Source organism: Lentibacter algarum (assembly GCF_040580765.1).
GTDB classification, from domain to species: Bacteria; Pseudomonadota; Alphaproteobacteria; order Rhodobacterales; family Rhodobacteraceae; genus Lentibacter; species Lentibacter algarum.
The window spans coordinates 1,988,412-2,006,981 of the sequence record NZ_CP158687.1 but is presented as its reverse complement, the minus strand read 5'-3'; the positions used below and the strand labels follow the sequence as shown (position 1 = coordinate 2,006,981).

Genomic DNA, 18,570 nt, shown 5'->3' with positions numbered 1-18,570 from the left:
TTATTGCGGCACAGCTGTACCAGCGGTATCGCCCGTGCCTGTTTTGCGCGCTTTTGCGGCGGCAAGTGTGTCGCGCAATTCAGCTTCCATTTTCTTAAGCTCGATTTCGGCGGAGGCGCGCTTGGCTTTGCCTTCATCGGCGATCTGGAGGCTTTCCTCGATGGTTCCGATCAAATCGGCATTGGCTTGCTTGACGGCTTCGATATCAAACACACCACGCTCCATTTCCTGACGGATGATCTTGTTGCTGTCGCGCAGGTTTTTGGCGTTGGCTGTGAGCAGCTCGTTGGTCAGATCATTGGCATCGCGTACGGCGGCGGCGGCCTCTGCAGAGCGCTGGATGGTGACCGCTTGGGCGAGTTGTGTTTCCCAGAGTGGTACGGTGTTGACCAGTGTCGAGTTGATCTTTGTCACGAGGGATTTATCGTTTTCCTGAACCAAACGGATTGACGGGAGCGACTGCATGGTCACCTGACGGGTGAGTTTCAGATCATGCACACGGCGCTCCAGATCGTCGCGCGCGGCGCGCAGATCACGTAGCTCCTGAGCGCGCATGACCTTGTCTTTCTCGGCGGCTTTTTCAACTTTTTTCTCAAGCGCTGGGATATCTTTTGTGTCCAGCACATGCAGCTTTTCCTCGCCAGCGGCGATGTAGAGTGCAAGCTCGTCGTAAAAGGCGAGTGTTTTTTCGTAGAGCATATCAAGGGATTTAATATCCTTGAGCAGCGTGTGTTCGTGATCCAGAAGGCTCTCTGTTATTCGGTCAATCTGGCCTTGGACTTGCTCGAACTTCGCCGTGAACTTCGCAAAGGGCGCGGCTCGGCCGAGGAGTTTTTCCCACCATGTGCGCTCGCGGCGCACGTCAAGCTCGCTGACGGAGAAGCCGCGAATGGTCGTGACGATGCCGCGAAGGCTGTCCCCCGCTGGGCCGACGTCTTTGTTGCGTACACCTTGCAGCATGGACTGGGAGATCACTTGAAGTTCCGCCTGTGCTGCTGATCCAAAGCTGACGATTGATTGGGTGTCGCTCATATCGAGCTCGGCGATGCGGGATTTGATCTCTTTACTCAAAGCACCTTTGGCCTCACTCATCGGGACTATGGCGTTTACCTCAGCAGGTTCTGGCAGGACCACGGCATTGACTTCCTCGACGAGGGCGAGTGTGTCTTGGGCTTTTTTCTGGATTTCTGTGGCCATGTCGGACCTCACTTTCTTGATAAAATTAGGACTTGTCTAAACGGATGCCCTCTTGGGCGAGACGGTCGCGCAGCACTTCGATCTCGATATTAAGATCGCTGCGGTCATCCAGCAGAAGAGAACGGTTCTTGGCGGAGAAGCTGTCTTGTAGATCGCTCAGTAGAGCGAGGTAGTCATTTCTGGCCTCTGTGCTGCGGGCGCGGGTGTAAATATCGGCAAATTTTTCGGTCGCGTCACGCGCGCCTTTCAAATAAACGCCCATGAATTTGCGCGCTGCAGTTAGATCACGCGGGTCCTCTTCGACGGTGCGCAGTAGCTCGCGGACCTGTTGCTGGAAGCGCTCAACACGGGAGCTGACCTGACGGTCGGCGGCGCGGTGAGCGGCGGCGCTTATGGCTGTCAGGTGCTCTTCGGCCTGGGTGACGACACGTGCCACGCGGTCTGTTTGGAATTGATCCACTCCGTCCATGCCCTTGTTTGAAAGTGGATCAGGGCCGAAGGCGGCGAAGTGGAGCGCAAGCCCCAGAGCTCCAAAGAGCACGGCTTCAAGGGCACCAAAGCCAACATACCCCGCGAGGGCGAGGCCTGTGCCAGTGAGAATTGAGCCGAGGATTTTGCGTGGTAGGGCGGGACGGCGTGCAATTTTGCGGGCCTCGTAGGCTTCATGGGCCTGTTGGCCTGAGCGGGTGAGCCAAGCGGCTAGCAAAAGATCAGCCAACGCCATGAGCCAAAGGAACATTTCTAACGGAGGAGAGGTAAACGCCTGCCAGATCATTGGCAGGGGTGCGAGAAACAGGAAATTGACCCGCCCGCCGACGCGAGAGCGACGCGCGCCTTGATAGCTGTTGCCATCGGCGGCATTGCCTGTTTCTGGGCTATATTTTCCGCCAAATCGCTTTGACATCAGGCGACTCCGAAGACGGAAGTATAGAGCATGAGCAGCACCAAGAGTGCGAAGGCCAGTTTTTGCAAGCCAGTTTCGGTCATAAATCCCCACCAATCCCCATCGTTACTGAGACTTAAGGTAGGGGACGCATGCGCGAGGCGCTAGGGGGAAACGGCGAAGATTTGCTTCAAGGCAGAGTTTCGCCCGTCTGCTTTGGCTCAGCGGGTACGGCGGCGAACAGGTTTTTTGCCGCGGGTTGGCTTTTCTATCACCGGATCGGGCATTTCTAAGCCAAGCTGATCACGGATGACTTTAGCGCGCAGTTCCTGCACTTCGCCTTGCTTGAGATCGCCAAGCTGAAAGGGCCCGTAAGAGACGCGGATCAGGCGGTTGACTGAGAAACCAACGGCTTCCATGGCGCGGCGAATTTCGCGGTTTTTACCTTCGCGCAGGCCGATTGTGGCCCATGCGTTGGCGCCTTGCTGACGATCAAGTGTCACGATCATGGGTTGGAAGTTTTCACCATCCACTGTGATGCCCTTGCGTAGCGGCTCAAAGCTTTCTTCGGTGGGACGGCCCTTGATGCGCACGCGGTAGCGGCGCAGCCAGCCTGTGGAGGGCAATTCAAGCTGACGCTTGACGCCTCCGTCGTTTGTGAGGAGCAAGAGCCCCTCTGAGTTGAGATCAAGCCTTCCAACTGTCATGACACGGGGAAGCTCTTCAGGGAGCTTGTCAAAAATTGTGGTCCGCCCCTGTTCATCGCTGTTGGTGCTCACGAGGCCTTGGGGCTTGTGATAGAGCCACATACGGGGCGGCTCCGGAGCTTTGAGAGCTTTGCCATTGACCACGACCTTATCAGCACTTGTCACATTGAGTGCAGGGCTCGTGATGACCTTGCCATTTACGGAGACGCGGCCTTGCTCGATCAACCGCTCGGCTTCGCGGCGAGAGGCGACGCCTGCGCGGGAGATGACCTTTGCGATGCGATCCCCTTCAGGTGTGGGGGAGGAGGGGGCTGTTGGTTTGGATGTGTTGCTCATTAGGCCCGCTTAGAGCATTCGCGGCTCTTGCGAAAGAGGGCTTTCATGGGGCATGTGGAGATATGGTGTTTGATACGCATATGGATGTGGCCTTGAGAGAGGCTGAAGCGGCAGGGGCGCGTGGCGAAGTGCCTGTGGGCGCTTGCATAGTGTTGAACGGTACAATTGTAGCGCAGGCGGGCAACCGCTGCCGCGAGTTGGATGACCCGACGGCCCATGCCGAAATGCTTGTGATCCGCGCTGCCTGCGCGGCCCTCGGGCAGGAGCGGCTTGAGGGGGCTGCGTTGTATGTGACACTTGAGCCTTGCCCGATGTGTGCGGGAGCGATCTCCCATGCGCGTCTGGCGCGGCTTTACTATGGGGCAGGTGACCCCAAAAGCGGGGGGGTGGCGCAGGGACCCCGTATCTTTGGACATGCGCAGTGTCATCATGTGCCCGAGGTTTATGAAGGCATCGGGTCGAAGGCCTCTGCGGCTTTGCTGGCAGCTTTTTTTGCCGGCAAGCGGTGAGATTGATTTCGAATTGCCCTGCGGGCAATCCGACCCGTTGAGGGGGCTGTCTGCCCCCTCAAACTCCCCCGAGGATATTTGCAAAGAGAAGAAGCAGAGCTGCTTTAGGTAAAGCGGATGGGCTCCAGCACTTCGGGTTCGATCACTTCGACCTCGGGAAGCTCGCGGACCAAGAGGTCCGCAGATTGCTCCAAGATCGGGAAGGTACGGTAGTGGCCAGGAATAAGAGTTTTGAATTTGAAGAATTTTTTGGCGGCGTAGGCGACACGGCGCATGTCCATTGTGAAGTGGCCGCCTGCCGAAAGCACGCCAATGTCAGGTGAATGAAGATCATGGATGATTTGCATGTCAGCCATAACCTCTGTGTCGCCTGAGTGATAGATTGAATGGCCTTCGCCCTCGATGACAAAGCCGCATTCGGAGCCTGGAACATTGGGGCCTGTGTCAGTCCCAAATGAGCTCGAGTGAACTGCGTGCACCATTGTGACACGTAGGTTGCCGAGATCTATTGTGCCGCCTTTGTTAAAGCCGATGGTTTTAATGCCTTCAGTGGCTTCCCAGTGCGTCATGAGATCATATTGGCCGACAACGGGTATCTTGAGCTGTTTGGCCAATGGAAGCACATCGGCGACATGGTCAAAATGGGCGTGGGTGAGCAGAATGTGGGTTGCGCCCTCGATGGCCTCGTCGTGTTTGTCTGCGGGCAGCATTGGATTGCCTGTGAGCCATGGGTCTACCAAGAGGACCTTGCCGCCGATGGCGTAGCGAAACGAGCCGTGGCCGAGCCAGAGGATTTGCATGATGTGTCTCCTTGAGGGGGCTTGAGAATGTCGAGGTTTGCGCCATGTGCGGATTTGAAGCGTTATCGGGTGAAAAAGCAAGAACTGCGGCGAAAGCCTGCGAGAACCGAGTGCTTGGGCTTTAGTTGAGGTTGAAGCGGGGCGCGCTGCGCGCTAAAGGCAGAGCAACACAGAAACGGAGAGACCCTATGTCGATTGACAAGGACACAGCAGCCAAAGTGGCAAAGCTGGCACGGATCAGAGTTGAGGCGGCGGATTTGCCTGCTTTGGCTGAAGAGTTCAACGCGGTGCTCGGCTTTATCGAACAGTTGAGTGAAGTAGATGTGGAGGGTGTGGAGCCGATGGTCTCGGTCACGCCGATGCGTTTGCCACGCCGTGTCGACGTTGTGAGCGACGGAGGCCAGCAGGCCAAAGTGCTGGCGAATGCGCCTGATGCGCGTGAGGGTTTCTTTGCGGTTCCGAAGGTGGTGGAATAATGGCTGATCTGAACAAACTTACGATTGCAGCAGCGCGAGACGCGCTTCGCAAGGGTGATGTGAGCAGTGTGGAGTTGACCGAGGCTTGTCTCGGCGAGATCGAGAGTGCGGGTGCTCTCAATGCGTTTGTGCATAACACCCCAGAGATTGCGCGCACTCAGGCGGCGGCGGCTGATGCTCGGATCAAAGCGGGCGATGCGCCAGACATGTGTGGCATTCCGCTTGGAATTAAAGACTTGTTCTGCACTAAAGGCGTACCCTCGCAAGCGGCTAGCAATATCTTGAAGGGCTTTAAGCCTGAGTATGAAAGCACTGTCACCAGTCAGCTCTTTGACGCAGGTGCGGTTATGCTTGGCAAACTCAATATGGACGAGTTTGCCATGGGGTCTTCAAACGAGACGAGCGCTTATGGCAATGCGGTGAACCCTTGGCGGCGGGATGGAAGCGAAACGGCGTTGACGCCTGGCGGCTCCTCTGGTGGCTCTGCCTCAGCTGTTGCAGCGGACCTTTGCTTGGCGGCGACAGGCACTGACACCGGCGGCTCCATCCGTCAGCCTGCGGCCTTTACTGGCATCACCGGTATTAAGCCGACCTATGGCCGCGTCTCACGCTGGGGTGTTGTCGCTTTTGCATCAAGCCTTGATCAGGCTGGGCCGATGACCAAGGATGTGCGCGACGCAGCGATTATGCTGGAAGCCATGTGTGGCCATGACGCCAAGGACAGCACCAGTGCTGATCTGGCTGTGCCGAATTTTGAGGCGATGCTGACGGGCGATATCCGCGGCAAGACCATCGGGATTCCGCGCGAGTACCGCATGGACGGAATGCCAGAGGAGATCGAGAAGCTCTGGGCCGAGGGCACAGAGATGCTCAAGGCGGCGGGTGCGAAGATTGTTGATATCAGCCTGCCCCACACGAAATATGCATTGCCAACCTATTATGTGATCGCGCCTGCGGAAGCCTCAAGCAATCTCGCGCGGTATGACGGTGTGCGCTATGGTCACCGCGCCAAACTTGCCGCAGGTGATGGCATTACAGAGATGTATGAAAAAACGCGTGCCGAGGGCTTTGGGCATGAGGTGCAACGCCGTGTCATGGTTGGCACTTATGTTTTGTCCGCAGGCTTCTATGACGCCTATTACAATCGCGCTCGCAAAGTGCGTACGCTCATCAAACGCGACTTTGAAGAGGTTTTTGCCGCGGGTGTTGATGCTATTCTCACGCCAGCGACGCCAAGTGCGGCGTTTGGGCTGGGTGAGATGTCCGAGGCGGATCCGATTGCGATGTATCTGAATGACGTGTTCACTGTGACGGTAAACCTTGCGGGGCTGCCTGGTATCGCTGTCCCCACGGGGACAGACAGCCAAGGCTTGCCTTTGGGCTTGCAACTGATTGGACGGCCTTGGGAAGAAGGCGACTTGCTGAATACCGCCTATGCACTTGAGCAAGCGGCTGGTTTTGTGGCCAAACCTGCAAAATGGTGGTAAGGGGCTGCGAAATTGCAAAGTTGCTTTGAAAAGGCAGGACAGACTGTGAAAAATGTTATTTTGATGAGTTTTGCAGGTTTGGCTCTCGCCGCCTGTGCTCCGGCGATCCCCGATAGCGGAGCGCCAAATACTGGCGATGGCGTCGGATTTGGCAGCTATCAAGAGTATAGCGCGAAAGAAGCCGCACGCGAGGCGCAGCTTAGCCAAACCGCTTTGCCTGGTCCAAACGCTGTGAGTGAGGAAATTCTCGGCACGCCCGAAAGCGATGTCGCCTCAGAGGTCAGCGCGGTCTTGGATGCGACGCGTCCCAGCGGGCAGGTTCTGAACGCGAGCCCGAGCAATCCAGCGCCCGCCGTGACCAATGCGGCGGGGATTTCAAATGAAAATGACTTTGGCGCTGTTGGCGAGCAGCGCAGTATTGAAGACGACGCGGCGCGGCGCGCGGCGTTGAAAGCGCAGTATCAAGATGTGGCTCCGACGGCTGTGCCCACTCGGACAGGACGTGGTGGACCGAATATTGTTGAGTTTGCGCTCAATACATCAAATCCGAGAGGGCAAGGCATTTATCGCCGTGTCGGTTTGAACTTGCAGGCGAAGTACACGCGCAACTGTGCTAAATACCCATCGCCTGACTTGGCGCAAAGTGAGTTTCTGTCGAAGGGCGGGCCTGAACGCGACCGTCTCGGACTTGACCCTGATGGTGATGGTTATGCCTGCTCTTGGGATCCTGCACCGTTTCGGGCAGCCAAGTCAGTAGGGCTGCAAGCGGAAGAGCCGCTGGATGCGGCAGCTGTCACGAGCGAGTGAGCAATACGCTCAAAATTTGCGATGTGATATCGCCAAATCAGGGCGCGCGGCGTGAGGCTACGCGCCCTGATTTGCTTGTGATCCACTACACTGCGATGCAGTCCGCCGAAGCGGCGATTGAGCGACTGTGCGCTCCTGAAGCTGAGGTTTCGGCGCATTATGTGATTAGTGAGCGGGGTCAGATCACGCGACTTGTGCCCGAAGACATGAGGGCATGGCACGCGGGCGCAGGGCGTTGGGGGGATGTCACGGATGTGAACTCCTGCTCTATCGGAATAGAGCTGGCAAACCGTGGCAATCATCCGTTTCCCGAGCTGCAGATGGCGCGCCTTGAGCTATTGATGTCCGAAATTATGGCGCGCTGGGCGATCCCTCCCGAGCGGGTTATCGGGCATTCGGATATGGCGCCAGGACGCAAGAGTGATCCTGGTGCACGGTTTGACTGGGCGCGGTTGGCGCGAGGGGGCTTGTCTGTCTGGCCTGATGCGGGCTCGGCGGGGGACTTTTACGCAGATGCGGGGAAGTTTGGCTATCCCGTCGGGGATGTCGAGGATACGCTTATTCTTGAGGCGTTTCGTTTGCGCTTTCGCCCATGGGCGTCTGGGAGATTGAGCCGCGAGGACGCGGCGTTGATGTCGGGGTTGGCAGCGCGCTGGCCGTGTAAACGCGTATTTGCTTGAAGGCTGCGTTGCCTCCGGCATCGCCTCATGCGCTTGCAAGCTCTCGCTTTTGGTGGGCTTCTCCCAACCACCCCAGAGATATTTGGGGAAAGAAAAAGTGTAGATTGGGCGATTGACGGGCGTGGCGGGGAGTTCTATCTGCGGGGGGCGCGGAAGGCTGGGTGACCGCGAGGGGCCTTTGGGCGCCTCGAGGAAAGTCCGGACTCCACAAGACAACGGTGCCGGGTAACGCCCGGGCAGGGCAACCTGACGGAAAGTGCCACAGAGAAGAGACCGCTTTCTCACGGGGAAGTAAGGGTGAAACGGTGGGGTAAGAGCCCACCGGGGGGCTGGCAACAGACCTCGCATGGCAAACCCCACTGGGAGCAATGCCGAATAGGAACCTCGCTATAAGCCGTCTTGGCTTTGAGGTTCGGGTTGGCAGCTAGAGAGGCGTTGGTAACAGCGCCTTAAGATGAATGGTCATCCAGAGCGGGGCAACCTGCTTGGACAAGATCCGGCTTATAGGCCTTCCGTGCGTTTATCTGTTGTGACCACATAAAGACCAGCCAAGAGCAAGGCGGCGCCTGCGAGCTTGAGTGGCGTAGCAGATTCGCCCACAACGACGAGGGCGAGCACCCATGCGGTGAGCGGCTCGGCGAGCGCAAGCGTGACCGCTGTGGAGGCGGGCACGGATTTGAGGCCCCATGTGTAGAGCGCATAGGCAAGACCTGTCGAGCCCACCCCAAGCGCGAGAAGTGTGGCTGGAGCCGTGCCTGTCAGCGCCCAATGCCACGGGACATACGCGAAAACAGGGGCCGTAAACAGGGCTGCGAGCGCAAAGGTGCTGGCGGCGATGGTCGCTGCGGGTGCGTGGGCGACCATTTTGGAGGAGGCGAGTGAGTAGCTCGCGTAGCTGAGGCCTGCGGCTGCGGCGAGCAGGAGGCCAATGGGAGAGGCACCCCCTTGTGTGCCCGCGAGCACGAGGAGGGCGGCACCTGCAATGGCGAGAGCCTGACCAAGGGCTTTGCGGCGGCTGGGCCCGCGGCGTAGCAGTAGAGTGTCGTATGCGGCGACCCAGAGTGGAGCTGAGCCTATTGTGACCGCTGTGCCAAGACCGACGCCTGCCTGGGCCACTGCGGCGAAAAAGAGGAGGTTGTAGGCGGCCATACCGAGGGCAGCGACCAAAAGCGGAGTTTTGGGCAGCTTGCGCAGAGCGGCGAACGCCCCGCGTGTCAAGGATGCGAGCAGGAGCAGTGAGAACGCGCCGATAGCGAGCCTCAGCGCACCGACCACGAGTGGCTCGCGGGTCTCGGGTAGAAAGCTCTGCAATGTACCAGTGGTCCCCCAGAGAACGGCGGCAGCGAGGATCGCGCAGAGCGCGAGAAGGGTAGGTGAGGGGCGTGTCATAGGGCCTTTTCGCGGCTTCTTTTGGGGGATGCAAAGCAAATCTATGCGTTAGGCACGCTTTGCGGTTGACTCGGGCGCGGTGATCCTTAAAAGGCAGGCTTCAAGAGAATTCACGGGTCTGCATTTTGTTTGCGAGACTCAGCCGCAGGAGAAGCCCAATGGCGAAGCCAACCACGATCAAAATCCGCCTGAACTCGACCGCAGGCACTGGCCACTTCTATGTGACCAAGAAGAACGCACGTACAATGACAGAGAAAATGTCGGTTCGTAAGTACGACCCCGTTGTGCGCAAGCATGTTGAATATAAAGAAGGCAAAATCAAGTAAGTCTTCATTTTGACTTTGATGTGATTGGGCCGTTCCGAAAGGGGCGGCCTTTTTCTTTGCGTGGTTGTTTGGCGGCGGAGGCGTGCTTAACTCTATTGGGACGGGGCGTGAGGCCCCACACAGAAAGCAGGGGCCAGTCCCCTGAGCCAAAAGTCACAAGACTTGCAAACCCTACCCCTAGGATATTTCTGGCAAGAAAAAGGGGGCAAAAATAGAGGATTTGGATATGGGCCGATTTGGAAATGTTCTGCGGGCGATGGCGCTTGGTGTTGTGGCCGTGGGAAGTGTGGCGCAGGCGGGTGAAAGCGGAGGCGAGCAGATGATTGAGGATTTTAGCGGTACACCCGATGCGCGTTGGGAGTTTATCTCCGATCAAGTGATGGGCGGGGTATCAACGGGCACTGTGGCGCTTGAGCGCGAGGGCCCGCAAGGGTTTGTGCACCTCACTGGCGATGTCAGCACGAAAAACAACGGCGGCTTTATACAGGCGCGTTTACAGCTCTCTGAAGCGCTACCTGCCGAAGTGACAGGGCTCGAGCTGAGAGTGCGGGGCAATGGGCAGGCGTATTTCATCCATATCCGCACGGGTGGTACTCTTTTGCCTTGGAACTTCTATCAGGGGCGTTTTGAGGCGGATGAAGAGTGGAGCACTGTGCGTATTCCGTTTGCGAGCTTCAAAGCCGAGGGGCGGCTATTGCGCAAAGAGTTGAGCGCTGTGGCAGTTAAATCTATAGCGGTTGTCGCTTACGGGCGCGACCATACTGCAGATGTTTCTGTGGCACGGATTTCAGTTTATTGAAGTGGTCAGAGCTTTGGTTTTGGCACATTCGGTCCTGCAGCGTGAAAGCTCCTTTAAAACCACGCCTGAAGCGCATTTAGACGCGTCTACTTAGTTCGACGATAAAGCGAGTGGCCATGCGGCAGGCCCTGTCAATGGTGGGCAAGGGCTCTATAGAAAAGGGCCAGCGCAGTGGCTGGCCCTTATGGTTGTCATAAAAGAGTTTCTCTTAGTCGCGCGGCATGAAGAGGAACATGATCGAGCGGAACATCGCGATGAAGCTGATGTAGAGTTGCAGCGCGCCGATGATGGCGGCTTTTTCAAGGAACAGTTCTGCCTCTTGGCCGCCTTGGTAGCGGGCGCCGAGATAGGTGTTCTTGATGTCTTGTGTGGACGTCGCTGTGAGAACGGCGAAGACGCCGAGGATTGCAAGGTTCATCCACCATGCGCCAGCGGCGCCCATGCCGCCTGTGAAGAAACTGAACATTGCGATGGCTACAATTCCCCACGCCATCATCGTCGCGACTTGGCCAATTGGGCCAAGGTTGCGCTTGGTGAGGTAGCCTGTGAGGCTAAGGCCTAGGAAAGCGACGGCGGTATAAAGCAGTCCCATGATCACGCTGGACATGGAGAACATGATGAAGATCACTGAGAGTGACACGCCTGTGAGCGCGGCATAGGCCCAGAAAATCATGTTGATGCTGGCAACGCTGAGGCGCTCAAACGCGAAGTTGGCGACCAGAACGAAGGCCAGTGGGCCAAAGATGACTGCATAAACGATTGGCGGCACGAGCAAGACCTGCTGTGCGGCTGGACTTTGGGCGACCATGTAGGCCAAAGCGAAAGTAGCAAGGAGTGCGGCCGACATGAGGCCGTAGACCTTGTTCATATGGGCGCGAAGCCCTTGGTCAATTGCGGCGTCTTGTGTGTGTGCGCCGGAATGGACGGTGTCAAATTCTGCCATGTGTAGCCTCCGAGGTTGCATAGGCGTTTCTGTGGCCCTGCCTGTTCACAGAGCCCTCACAGCAAATATCGGTGAGGTGGGCCACTTTTTCAAGCATTACCGTTAGCGATTTAGTCAGGAATTGTGCGTTTTTTCTCAATGTCAGCTGCTAGAGGGTTATCACGACCTTCCCTGTAGATTTGCGGGAGCGCAGCAGTTCCATACCTTCCGTGGCTTGCTCTAACGGCAAGCTATTGCTCACATGAGGTTTAATCTTTTTTTCGGCATGCCAGCTGACCAGTTCTGCGAGACTGTCTGTGATGACCGATGGCTTGAAGGCTAGGTAACCACCCCAGTAAAACCCCATGACTGTAAGGTTTTTGACGAGTAGAATATTGGCAGGGATTTGGGGGACTTCGCCTGAAGCGTACCCGATTGTTAAAATCCGAGCTTCTGGGTTACAGGCGCGCATGGCGGCTTTGAATTGATCTCCACCGACAGGATCATAAACAACATCCGCTCCGCCAAGTGCGCGCACAGCCTCGCGGATATCGTCTGTCTCGGCATCGATCAAATGGTCTGCGCCAGCAGCTTTTGCCACGGCAAGTTTGTCTGCACCACGCGCGCAGGCAATTACTTTTGCACCCATGAGCTTGCCGATTTCGACGGCTGTGAGGCCGACGCCACCTGCCGCACCAAGCACCAGCATTGTCTCGCCTGTTTTAAGGCCAGCTTTATAGCCAAGGGCCACATGGCTTGTTCCATAGGCCACCTGAAGAGCAGCAGCTTCACTCATATTGGCTCCGTCTGGCAACGGGGTTACGCGCGCGGCGTCGTAGCAGGCATATTCGGCAAGGCCGCCTTGACCGCCGAATACCATTACAGGGGTGCCTACGGCAGGGCCGTTCACGCCATCCCCTAGTGCATCGACAATGCCAGCGACTTCCATGCCCATCGTAAAAGGATAGGGCGGGGTGTCTTGATAGGTGCCTTGAACCATGAGCAAGTCCGCAAAGTTCAATCCGCAAGCCGCAACCTTGATGCGCAGTTCGCCTTTTGCGGGCTCAGGACGTGCAATCTCTTGGATTTCAGGTGATTGACCTTTGGTCATGCAGCGGAGTGCGCGCATCGTTGTTGGGCTCATTGGTCTTGGTCCTTTGGCTTGATTGGAGCCGCAGTTTGCCTAGATTTTTGCGGGGTTTCTACTCCTATGCGAGGCTTTCATGCAAAAAGTATGCCCTACTCGCGCTTCCGCGCAATAAGCAGAGAGGCGCGGGTCAAAAGGCCACCTACTTGACAAAGGCGGATCAAAAACGCGTAATGCGTGTGCGTAAGCTTTTGTTTAGCTTTATGCGGTAGTCTTCATTACATGTGCACACCGGTGCTCACAGATTATTGTTTGTTTTCGTGGCGTAAGAGAGTATCCCTCTATGAGCCGTGTGGGGTTGACCGGTCGAACGATCCAGGGGATTGGACGCGTTCTAAGTGTGCGAGTGTGAATTTAGGAGTAGAATATGGCTCACCCAGTGGACGTTCATGTAGGTAAGCGAGTGCGTCACCGACGCTGGCTTGTTGGCATGACACAACAGCAATTGGCCGAAAGAGTCGGCATTAAATTTCAACAGATTCAAAAGTACGAGACGGGCGCAAACCGCGTAAGTGCATCTCGACTTTGGGATATTTCGGAAGTGTTGGATGTGCCTGTGTCGTTTTTCTTTGAAGGACTTGATGTCGAGCAGGCAGCGGGCGCGAAGGAAGAGCGTATGCCATCGGACCTGATGGGCGACAAAGAGGCGATGGAGTTGATCCGCTCTTACTACTCTATCCCCGAGAACCAGCGCAAACGCTTGTTTGATCTGGCACGTGTCTTGAGTGATGTGGCCTGAGCCATCGCAACGCTGATGGCGGGGCTTGCACCCATGAGTGCTCCTGCGGCATAGACACCCCGAGGAGACGTCTATGACTCAGCATGATATTAAAGAGATCGCACGCACAGCACACGCGCTGGCCGAGGCTGCGCGGGGTGTTGTGCTGCCTTATTTCCGCTCGGCGGGATTGAGCGCGGAAAATAAACTCAGCGAAGGATTCGATCCCGTTACAGCGGCGGACAAGGCTGCGGAGCAAGTGATGCGCTCTGTTTTGGCAGAACAGCGCCCTGATGATGCAATTATTGGTGAAGAGTTTGGTGTCCGCGCGGGTCGAAGCGGTCTGACATGGGTTCTCGATCCAATAGACGGAACGCGCGGGTTTCTGGCGGGCACGCCGACTTGGGGTATATTGATCTCGGTTTGCGACGCGGGTGGCCCAATATTTGGCATGATTGACCAGCCTTATGTGGGCGAGCGCTTTTGGGGCGGGTTCGGCGAGGCAGAAATGACTGGCCCGATGGGTGAATCCTCCTTGCGGGTCCGCGGAAGCCGTGCGCTGAGCGAGGCAATTTTGTTTACGACTTTTCCTGAAGTGGGAAGCACTGCCGAGCGTGCGGGATTTGAAGCGGTTGCGCAGCATGTTAAGCTCACGCGCTTTGGCATGGATTGCTATGCTTATGCGCTTTTGGCGGCGGGACAGATTGATCTAGTGATAGAAGCAGGACTGTCTAACTACGACATTTGCGCGCCGATTGCGCTCATTGAAGCCGCTGGTGGCATTGTCACAGACTGGAAGGGCGGCAAGGCCCATGACGGCGGGCGGGTCTTGGCCGCGGCGGGGCCAGAACAGCATAGAGCAGCACTTAATATCCTCTCACACTTTTCTTGAGCAGAATTTGGCGTTAGCCTAAAAATACACGCGCTTCTCGGCCCTTTTCCAGCGCAACCTGTTTTTCGAGATGAGGGGGCGTTTGAAGCGAGGAGCTCTCATGCGCGAAACACTCATCCGCGGCGCGGACCATATTCTTACAATGAATGACAGGCGCGAGGAGCTCCAAGGAGCGGATATATTGATCCGTGAGGGTGCGATTGCCGCTGTAGGTCGCGGGCTAACCACGTCTGGTGCGGTACTTGAGGCAGCAGGTTGCGTCGTTACGCCAGGGCTCGTGAACACGCATCATCATCTGTATCAAAGTCTCACCCGAGCTGTTCCTGGTGGGCAGGATGCGCTCTTGTTTGGTTGGCTTCAGACACTTTATCCGATTTGGGCCAAATTTGGCCCGGAGGAGATGTTTATAAGTGCGCAAGTCGGGCTGGCGGAGTTGGCGCTGACCGGCTGCACCATGAGCTCGGACCATCTTTATCTTTATCCGAACGGATCACGGCTTGATGACACGATTGCGGCTGCGGCGGAAGTTGGTCTCAGGTTTCATCCCACGCGGGGTGCTATGAGCATTGGTGAGAGTGACGGCGGATTGCCGCCTGATAGTTTGGTAGAGCGCGAAGCAGATATCCTTGAAGATTGTATTCGCGTGATTGACGCGCACCATGATGCTCGCGAAGGCGCTATGGTCAGGGTCGGGGTCGCGCCCTGCTCGCCGTTTTCTGTGAGCAGAGATTTGATGCGGGATGCCGCTATTTTGGCCCGTGATAAAGGCGTGATGCTGCACACGCATTTGGCAGAGAACGACGAAGACGTCGCTTATAGCCTTGAGAAATTTGGGTGCCGCCCCGGGCAGTATGCGGAAGATCTGGGATGGACAGGACCTGATGTTTGGCATGCGCATTGCGTCAAGCTTGATGGTCAAGAGATTGATCTGTTCGCACGCTCAGGAACGGGTGTCGCGCATTGTCCCTGTTCGAACTGCCGCCTTGGATCAGGCATCGCACCTGTGCGGGCGATGCGAGACGCAAATGTGAAAGTCGGTCTTGGTGTGGATGGCTCTGCGAGCAACGATACTGGGCAGATGATGGCCGAGGCGCGGCAAGGGATGCTCTTACAGAGGGTTGCTCTTGGCGCCGATGCGATGAGCGCGAGAGAGGCGCTTGAAATTGCGACACGTGGAGGCGCCGAAGTGCTCGGACGCAGCGACTGCGGCCAAATTGCTGTGGGCAAGCGCGCTGACATCGCGCTCTGGGACACACGCGGCATTGAAAGCGCGGGCAGCTGGGATGCGGCGGCGCTTTTGCTTGCAGGGCCAACGCGTGTCAAAGATTTGTTTGTCGAGGGCAGGCATATCGTGCAGGATGGACATATGCCGCATCTTGACCTTGGCGGCGTCATCGCGCGGCAGAATAAGTTGGCGCAAAAATTGATGAGTTAAGGTTTGGCGTGAGAGGATGTGGTATGAGTGTGAAACAGATATTTTTGTGTGGAATCCTTTGTTTGGCCCCAGCAGGGCTTTTACAGGCGGAACCCATGAGAGACGTCGTATCCATGGTAAATAAGCTTCGCGCTGAAAATGGATTGCATGCTTTGAATGTGAGCCCGCAGCTGGAAAAAGCGGCAGACCTACACGCAAGTGACATGGCGCGGCGCGGCGTGCTTACCCACACGGGTTCAAACGGATCCACCCCTGCAAAGCGTGCTAAGCGTGCGGGCTACAAGTTTTGTACGGTGGCCGAAAATGTTGCGGCTGGTCAGTTAAGCTCTGCTGAGGTTATGCAGGCTTGGGCCAATTCGCCAGGGCATCGTAAGAATATGCTTAAACCGAAGGCGCGAGATATTGCCGTGGTACGTGGGCCAAACAATAACTGGGTTATGATGCTAGCAGCCAAGCGCGGAACCTGCTGAAAACTCAATTCGCCGATTGCCCCTTTGATAGCTTGCGCTTAGGTTAAGGGCAAGAAAACGGGGGCTGATTTGAGCGAATACGAGACAGATACATTTGAGTCCGAAGACGAAGTTTACGAGCTAAGTCGCCGTGATGTTGGGGCTGTTCTGGAGGCTGTGGAGGCAGGTGCGCGCGATGAGCTTATTTCGCTCATGGAGCCGATGCATGCGGCCGACATTGCTGACTTGCTTGAACAGATCAGTTCGGCAGATCGATATGCGCTGATTGAACTTTATGGCGTAGAGTTTGATGGCGAAATTCTGTCGGAGCTCGACGAGAGTATCCGCGAAGATGTGATTTCTGCGCTGCGCCCTGAGGTTCTGGCCGAGGCGGTTCGTGAGCTGGAATCCGATGACGTCGTCGACCTTTTGGAAGACCTAGAACAGCCGCAGCAAGATGCAATTTTTAGCGCGCTTGACGACGCGGATGCGATGGTTGCGCGTCAAGCACTAAGTTATCCTGAAGAATCTGCAGGCCGGATGATGCAGCGCGAGGTTGTTGCCGCGCCCGAGCATTGGAGTGTGGGTGATGTGATTGATTTCATGCGCTCATCCGAGGACTTGCCAGAGCAGTTTTATCATGTCGTTCTGGTTGACCCGCGAATGCACCCTGTGGGTAATGTCACGCTTGGGCGTATTATGGGCGCGCCACGCAAGCAGCCTTTGAGGGATCTCACTGAAGAGGTCTTTCAGATCATCCCAGTTGATCAGGATGAGGGAGATGTGGCTTATGCCTTCAACCAGTATCACCTGATTTCGGCGCCTGTTGTCGATGATGAGGGGCGGCTCGTTGGTGTGATCACCATTGATGATGCCATGGTTGTTCTGGATGAGGAGCATGAGGAAGACATTCTGCGTCTTGCGGGTGTTGGTGAGGGCAGTCTGACCGACCGTGTGATCAGCACAACCAAGCGGCGCTTTCCATGGCTGGCTGTAAACCTTGTTACGGCGGTTCTGGCGAGCCTTGTGATTGCCCAGTTTGAAGGTGTGATCAGTGATTTCGTGGCGTTGGCGGTCTTGATGCCTATTGTGGCTTCGATGGGGGGGAATGCGGGAACCCAGAGCCTTACGGTTGCGGTGCGCGCGATTGCTACGAAAGACCTTACTGGCTCCAACGTCTGGCGGGTGATCCGTCGTGAAGTCCTAGTGGGCGCAGTGAACGGTGCGATTTTTGCGTTGGTGATGGGGGTTGTGTGTCTGCTGTGGTTCTCTTCGGCGACTCTAGGCTTGGTCATTGCTTCTGCGATGGTGATCAATCTGGTTGTCGCAGGGTTTGCTGGGACGGTTATTCCTGTGGCCTTGGAGAAGGCAGGAGTTGATCCTGCGTTGGCCTCGGGGGCTTTTGTGACCACTGTGACAGATGTTGTTGGCTTTTTTGCCTTCCTCGGATTGGCAGCGTTGGTCTTGGTATGATGGATTTGACAGAAGCCAAAGCGGCGGCGCGTAAGGCGGCTTTTGCGCGGCGCAAGGTCGCGTTTGAAATGTCCGGTAAGGCGCAGGCGGGGTATCTCTCTGAGATTCTGGCAGGGCATCGCGGAGTCGCTCTTGCGGGTTTTATGCCGATCAGAACCGAGATTGATCCACTCGCTGCGATGGAAGAGGCCGCGGCGCACGGGCCTGTGGGTGTGCCTGTTATTCAGGGCGCGGGGCAGGCGCTCAAGTTTGCGCGTTGGGAGCCTGACTGTGATTTGGTGGAAGGACCATTCAAGGCAATGATCCCGGCGACGCTTCAGTATTTTGAGCCAGAAATTCTGATTGTGCCGCTGGTAGCTTTTGATCGAAACGGTGGGCGGCTCGGCTATGGAGGCGGGTTTTATGATCGCAGCTTGGAAGGCTTGCGTGCAAAGCGGGCGACGCTGGCCATCGGCTTTGCTTTTGCTGCGCAAGAAGCGGAGAATTTGCCGCTTGAGGCGACTGACCAACCGCTCGATATGATCGTGACGGAGCGCGGGATTATAACGGTGTGAGACCCATTCTCTGTCCACTCTCCCGTCCCCCAACCTGCGCAAGGGCTTTGGGCTTTTGTTTGAGGCGACATTTTTGTGGATGTAGGGGAGTTAAGCATGAGCGGGACACATAATTTTGACGCCAAAGTGGTTTGGACAGGCAATCAAGGCACAGGTAATACTCGCTATCAGGGGTATGCGCGCACATGGGAGGTGCGCACACCTGGTAAACCTGTAATTAAATGTTCCAATGACCCACTGCTGGGTGGGAACCCGCACCTGCACAATCCCGAGGATATGCTGATTGCGGCGCTCTCTGCCTGTCATATGCTTTGGTATCTGCATCTGGCGCATGATGCAGGAGTTGTTGTGCTCGGATATGAGGATGATCCTGTGGGGCATGGGGAAAGCGAGCCAAGTGGAGCGGGGCGCTTTGTGAGCGCTGAGCTGCGCCCGCGGATCACCGTAGCAGAGGGTACGGATCTTGCGCGCGCCGAGGCCGTACACTTTGATATCAGTAAAGTATGCTTTATTGCGCGCTCTGTAGCCTTTCCTGTGTATTATTCAGCGCGATACGTGATTGCATAAGGCGGCCCTGCGGCCTA

The 18,570-nt window shown here is 56.6% G+C and carries 20 protein-coding genes, 1 other RNA gene and 1 pseudogene; 15 read left to right on the top strand and 7 right to left on the bottom strand.

All coding sequences use genetic code 11. The features are described from left to right. The 3 genes from DSM117340_RS09810 to DSM117340_RS09800 all read right to left on the bottom strand — a co-directional run bounded on the left by DSM117340_RS09810 (position 1) and on the right by DSM117340_RS09800 (position 3,123). Positions 1-1,197 (bottom strand): toxic anion resistance protein, encoded by a 1,197-nt coding sequence (locus tag DSM117340_RS09810; RefSeq protein WP_089889742.1) that lies wholly within the window; start codon positions 1,195-1,197, stop codon positions 1-3. Between the two features lie 25 nt (positions 1,198-1,222). Then, positions 1,223-2,101 (bottom strand): 5-bromo-4-chloroindolyl phosphate hydrolysis family protein, encoded by an 879-nt coding sequence (locus DSM117340_RS09805; protein WP_089889747.1) that lies wholly within the window; start codon positions 2,099-2,101, stop codon positions 1,223-1,225. Between the two features lie 200 nt (positions 2,102-2,301). Further along, a complete protein-coding gene (locus tag DSM117340_RS09800) occupies positions 2,302-3,123 on the bottom strand; it encodes a pseudouridine synthase (protein ID WP_089889749.1) in 822 nt (273 codons plus the stop codon). 62 nt (positions 3,124-3,185) lie between these two features. Here DSM117340_RS09800 and DSM117340_RS09795 point away from each other — a divergent pair, with 62 nt between their 5' ends. Beyond that, positions 3,186-3,632 (top strand): nucleoside deaminase, encoded by a 447-nt coding sequence (locus tag DSM117340_RS09795; protein WP_089889753.1) that lies wholly within the window; start codon positions 3,186-3,188, stop codon positions 3,630-3,632. 104 nt (positions 3,633-3,736) lie between these two features. Here the strand turns inward: DSM117340_RS09795 and DSM117340_RS09790 are convergent, their stop codons facing one another. Further along, entirely contained in the window at positions 3,737-4,432 is a 696-nt protein-coding gene (locus DSM117340_RS09790) for a metal-dependent hydrolase (RefSeq protein WP_089889756.1), read from the bottom strand. Positions 4,433-4,620: 188 nt separating this feature from the next. Here DSM117340_RS09790 and gatC point away from each other — a divergent pair, with 188 nt between their 5' ends. The 5 genes from gatC (at position 4,621) to rnpB (ending at position 8,402) form a co-directional block, all read left to right on the top strand. Further along, a complete protein-coding gene (gene gatC / locus DSM117340_RS09785) occupies positions 4,621-4,908 on the top strand; it encodes an Asp-tRNA(Asn)/Glu-tRNA(Gln) amidotransferase subunit GatC (protein WP_089889760.1) in 288 nt (95 codons plus the stop codon). Next, complete coding sequence (gatA, locus tag DSM117340_RS09780; protein ID WP_089889763.1) at positions 4,908-6,395, top strand: Asp-tRNA(Asn)/Glu-tRNA(Gln) amidotransferase subunit GatA; 1,488 nt, start codon at positions 4,908-4,910, stop codon at positions 6,393-6,395. The genes gatC and gatA overlap by 1 nt, the downstream gene beginning before the upstream one ends. A 45-nt stretch (positions 6,396-6,440) precedes the next feature. Then, positions 6,441-7,202, top strand: a complete 762-nt coding sequence (locus tag DSM117340_RS09775; protein WP_333908498.1) for a hypothetical protein — start codon at positions 6,441-6,443, stop codon at positions 7,200-7,202. Beyond that, a complete protein-coding gene (locus tag DSM117340_RS09770) occupies positions 7,199-7,882 on the top strand; it encodes an N-acetylmuramoyl-L-alanine amidase (protein ID WP_271437221.1) in 684 nt (227 codons plus the stop codon). Before DSM117340_RS09775 ends, DSM117340_RS09770 begins: the two co-directional genes overlap by 4 nt. A gap of 149 nt (positions 7,883-8,031) precedes the next feature. Continuing rightward, positions 8,032-8,402, top strand: an RNA gene (gene rnpB / locus DSM117340_RS09765) — RNase P RNA component class A. A 20-nt stretch (positions 8,403-8,422) separates the two neighbouring features. Here the strand turns inward: rnpB and DSM117340_RS09760 are convergent. Further along, positions 8,423-9,271 (bottom strand): annotated as a pseudogene (locus tag DSM117340_RS09760) (EamA family transporter); the annotation flags it as partial. Positions 9,272-9,429: 158 nt separating this feature from the next. On the opposite strand from DSM117340_RS09760, the gene rpmG reads away from it, so the two are divergent. Beyond that, positions 9,430-9,597 (top strand): 50S ribosomal protein L33, encoded by a 168-nt coding sequence (gene rpmG / locus DSM117340_RS09755; protein ID WP_068241894.1) that lies wholly within the window; start codon positions 9,430-9,432, stop codon positions 9,595-9,597. Positions 9,598-9,823: 226 nt separating this feature from the next. Continuing rightward, the gene (locus DSM117340_RS09750) at positions 9,824-10,396 is read left to right on the top strand and encodes a CIA30 family protein (protein ID WP_089889766.1); all 573 of its coding nucleotides are present in this window, start codon (positions 9,824-9,826) and stop codon (positions 10,394-10,396) included. A gap of 208 nt (positions 10,397-10,604) precedes the next feature. Here the strand turns inward: DSM117340_RS09750 and DSM117340_RS09745 are convergent, their stop codons facing one another. Beyond that, a complete protein-coding gene (locus DSM117340_RS09745) occupies positions 10,605-11,339 on the bottom strand; it encodes a Bax inhibitor-1/YccA family protein (protein ID WP_177170651.1) in 735 nt (244 codons plus the stop codon). A 148-nt stretch (positions 11,340-11,487) separates the two neighbouring features. Then, the gene (locus DSM117340_RS09740) at positions 11,488-12,447 is read right to left on the bottom strand and encodes an NADPH:quinone oxidoreductase family protein (RefSeq protein WP_089891535.1); all 960 of its coding nucleotides are present in this window, start codon (positions 12,445-12,447) and stop codon (positions 11,488-11,490) included. A gap of 385 nt (positions 12,448-12,832) precedes the next feature. Between DSM117340_RS09740 and DSM117340_RS09735 the strand changes: the two genes are divergently transcribed. The 7 genes from DSM117340_RS09735 (at position 12,833) to DSM117340_RS09705 (ending at position 18,553) form a co-directional block, all read left to right on the top strand. Next, on the top strand, positions 12,833-13,204 hold the full coding sequence (locus DSM117340_RS09735; RefSeq protein ID WP_089889771.1) for a helix-turn-helix transcriptional regulator: 372 nt from the start codon (positions 12,833-12,835) through the stop codon (positions 13,202-13,204). A 73-nt stretch (positions 13,205-13,277) separates the two neighbouring features. After that, positions 13,278-14,075 carry an inositol monophosphatase family protein gene (locus DSM117340_RS09730; RefSeq protein ID WP_089889774.1) on the top strand — a complete coding sequence of 266 codons (798 nt, stop codon included), beginning with the start codon at positions 13,278-13,280 and terminating at the stop codon, positions 14,073-14,075. Between the two features lie 100 nt (positions 14,076-14,175). Next, the gene (locus tag DSM117340_RS09725) at positions 14,176-15,510 is read left to right on the top strand and encodes an 8-oxoguanine deaminase (RefSeq protein ID WP_089889777.1); all 1,335 of its coding nucleotides are present in this window, start codon (positions 14,176-14,178) and stop codon (positions 15,508-15,510) included. Positions 15,511-15,605: 95 nt separating this feature from the next. Beyond that, entirely contained in the window at positions 15,606-15,980 is a 375-nt protein-coding gene (locus DSM117340_RS09720) for a CAP domain-containing protein (RefSeq protein WP_245724399.1), read from the top strand. Between the two features lie 69 nt (positions 15,981-16,049). Then, positions 16,050-17,432 carry a magnesium transporter gene (mgtE, locus tag DSM117340_RS09715; RefSeq protein WP_089889783.1) on the top strand — a complete coding sequence of 461 codons (1,383 nt, stop codon included), beginning with the start codon at positions 16,050-16,052 and terminating at the stop codon, positions 17,430-17,432. Then, positions 17,429-17,986, top strand: coding sequence for a 5-formyltetrahydrofolate cyclo-ligase (locus DSM117340_RS09710; RefSeq protein ID WP_089889787.1), 558 nt, complete (start codon positions 17,429-17,431; stop codon positions 17,984-17,986). Before mgtE ends, DSM117340_RS09710 begins: the two co-directional genes overlap by 4 nt. 96 nt (positions 17,987-18,082) lie before the next feature. Then, on the top strand, positions 18,083-18,553 hold the full coding sequence (locus DSM117340_RS09705; RefSeq protein ID WP_089889791.1) for an OsmC family protein: 471 nt from the start codon (positions 18,083-18,085) through the stop codon (positions 18,551-18,553). Positions 18,554-18,570 lie beyond the last annotated feature (17 nt).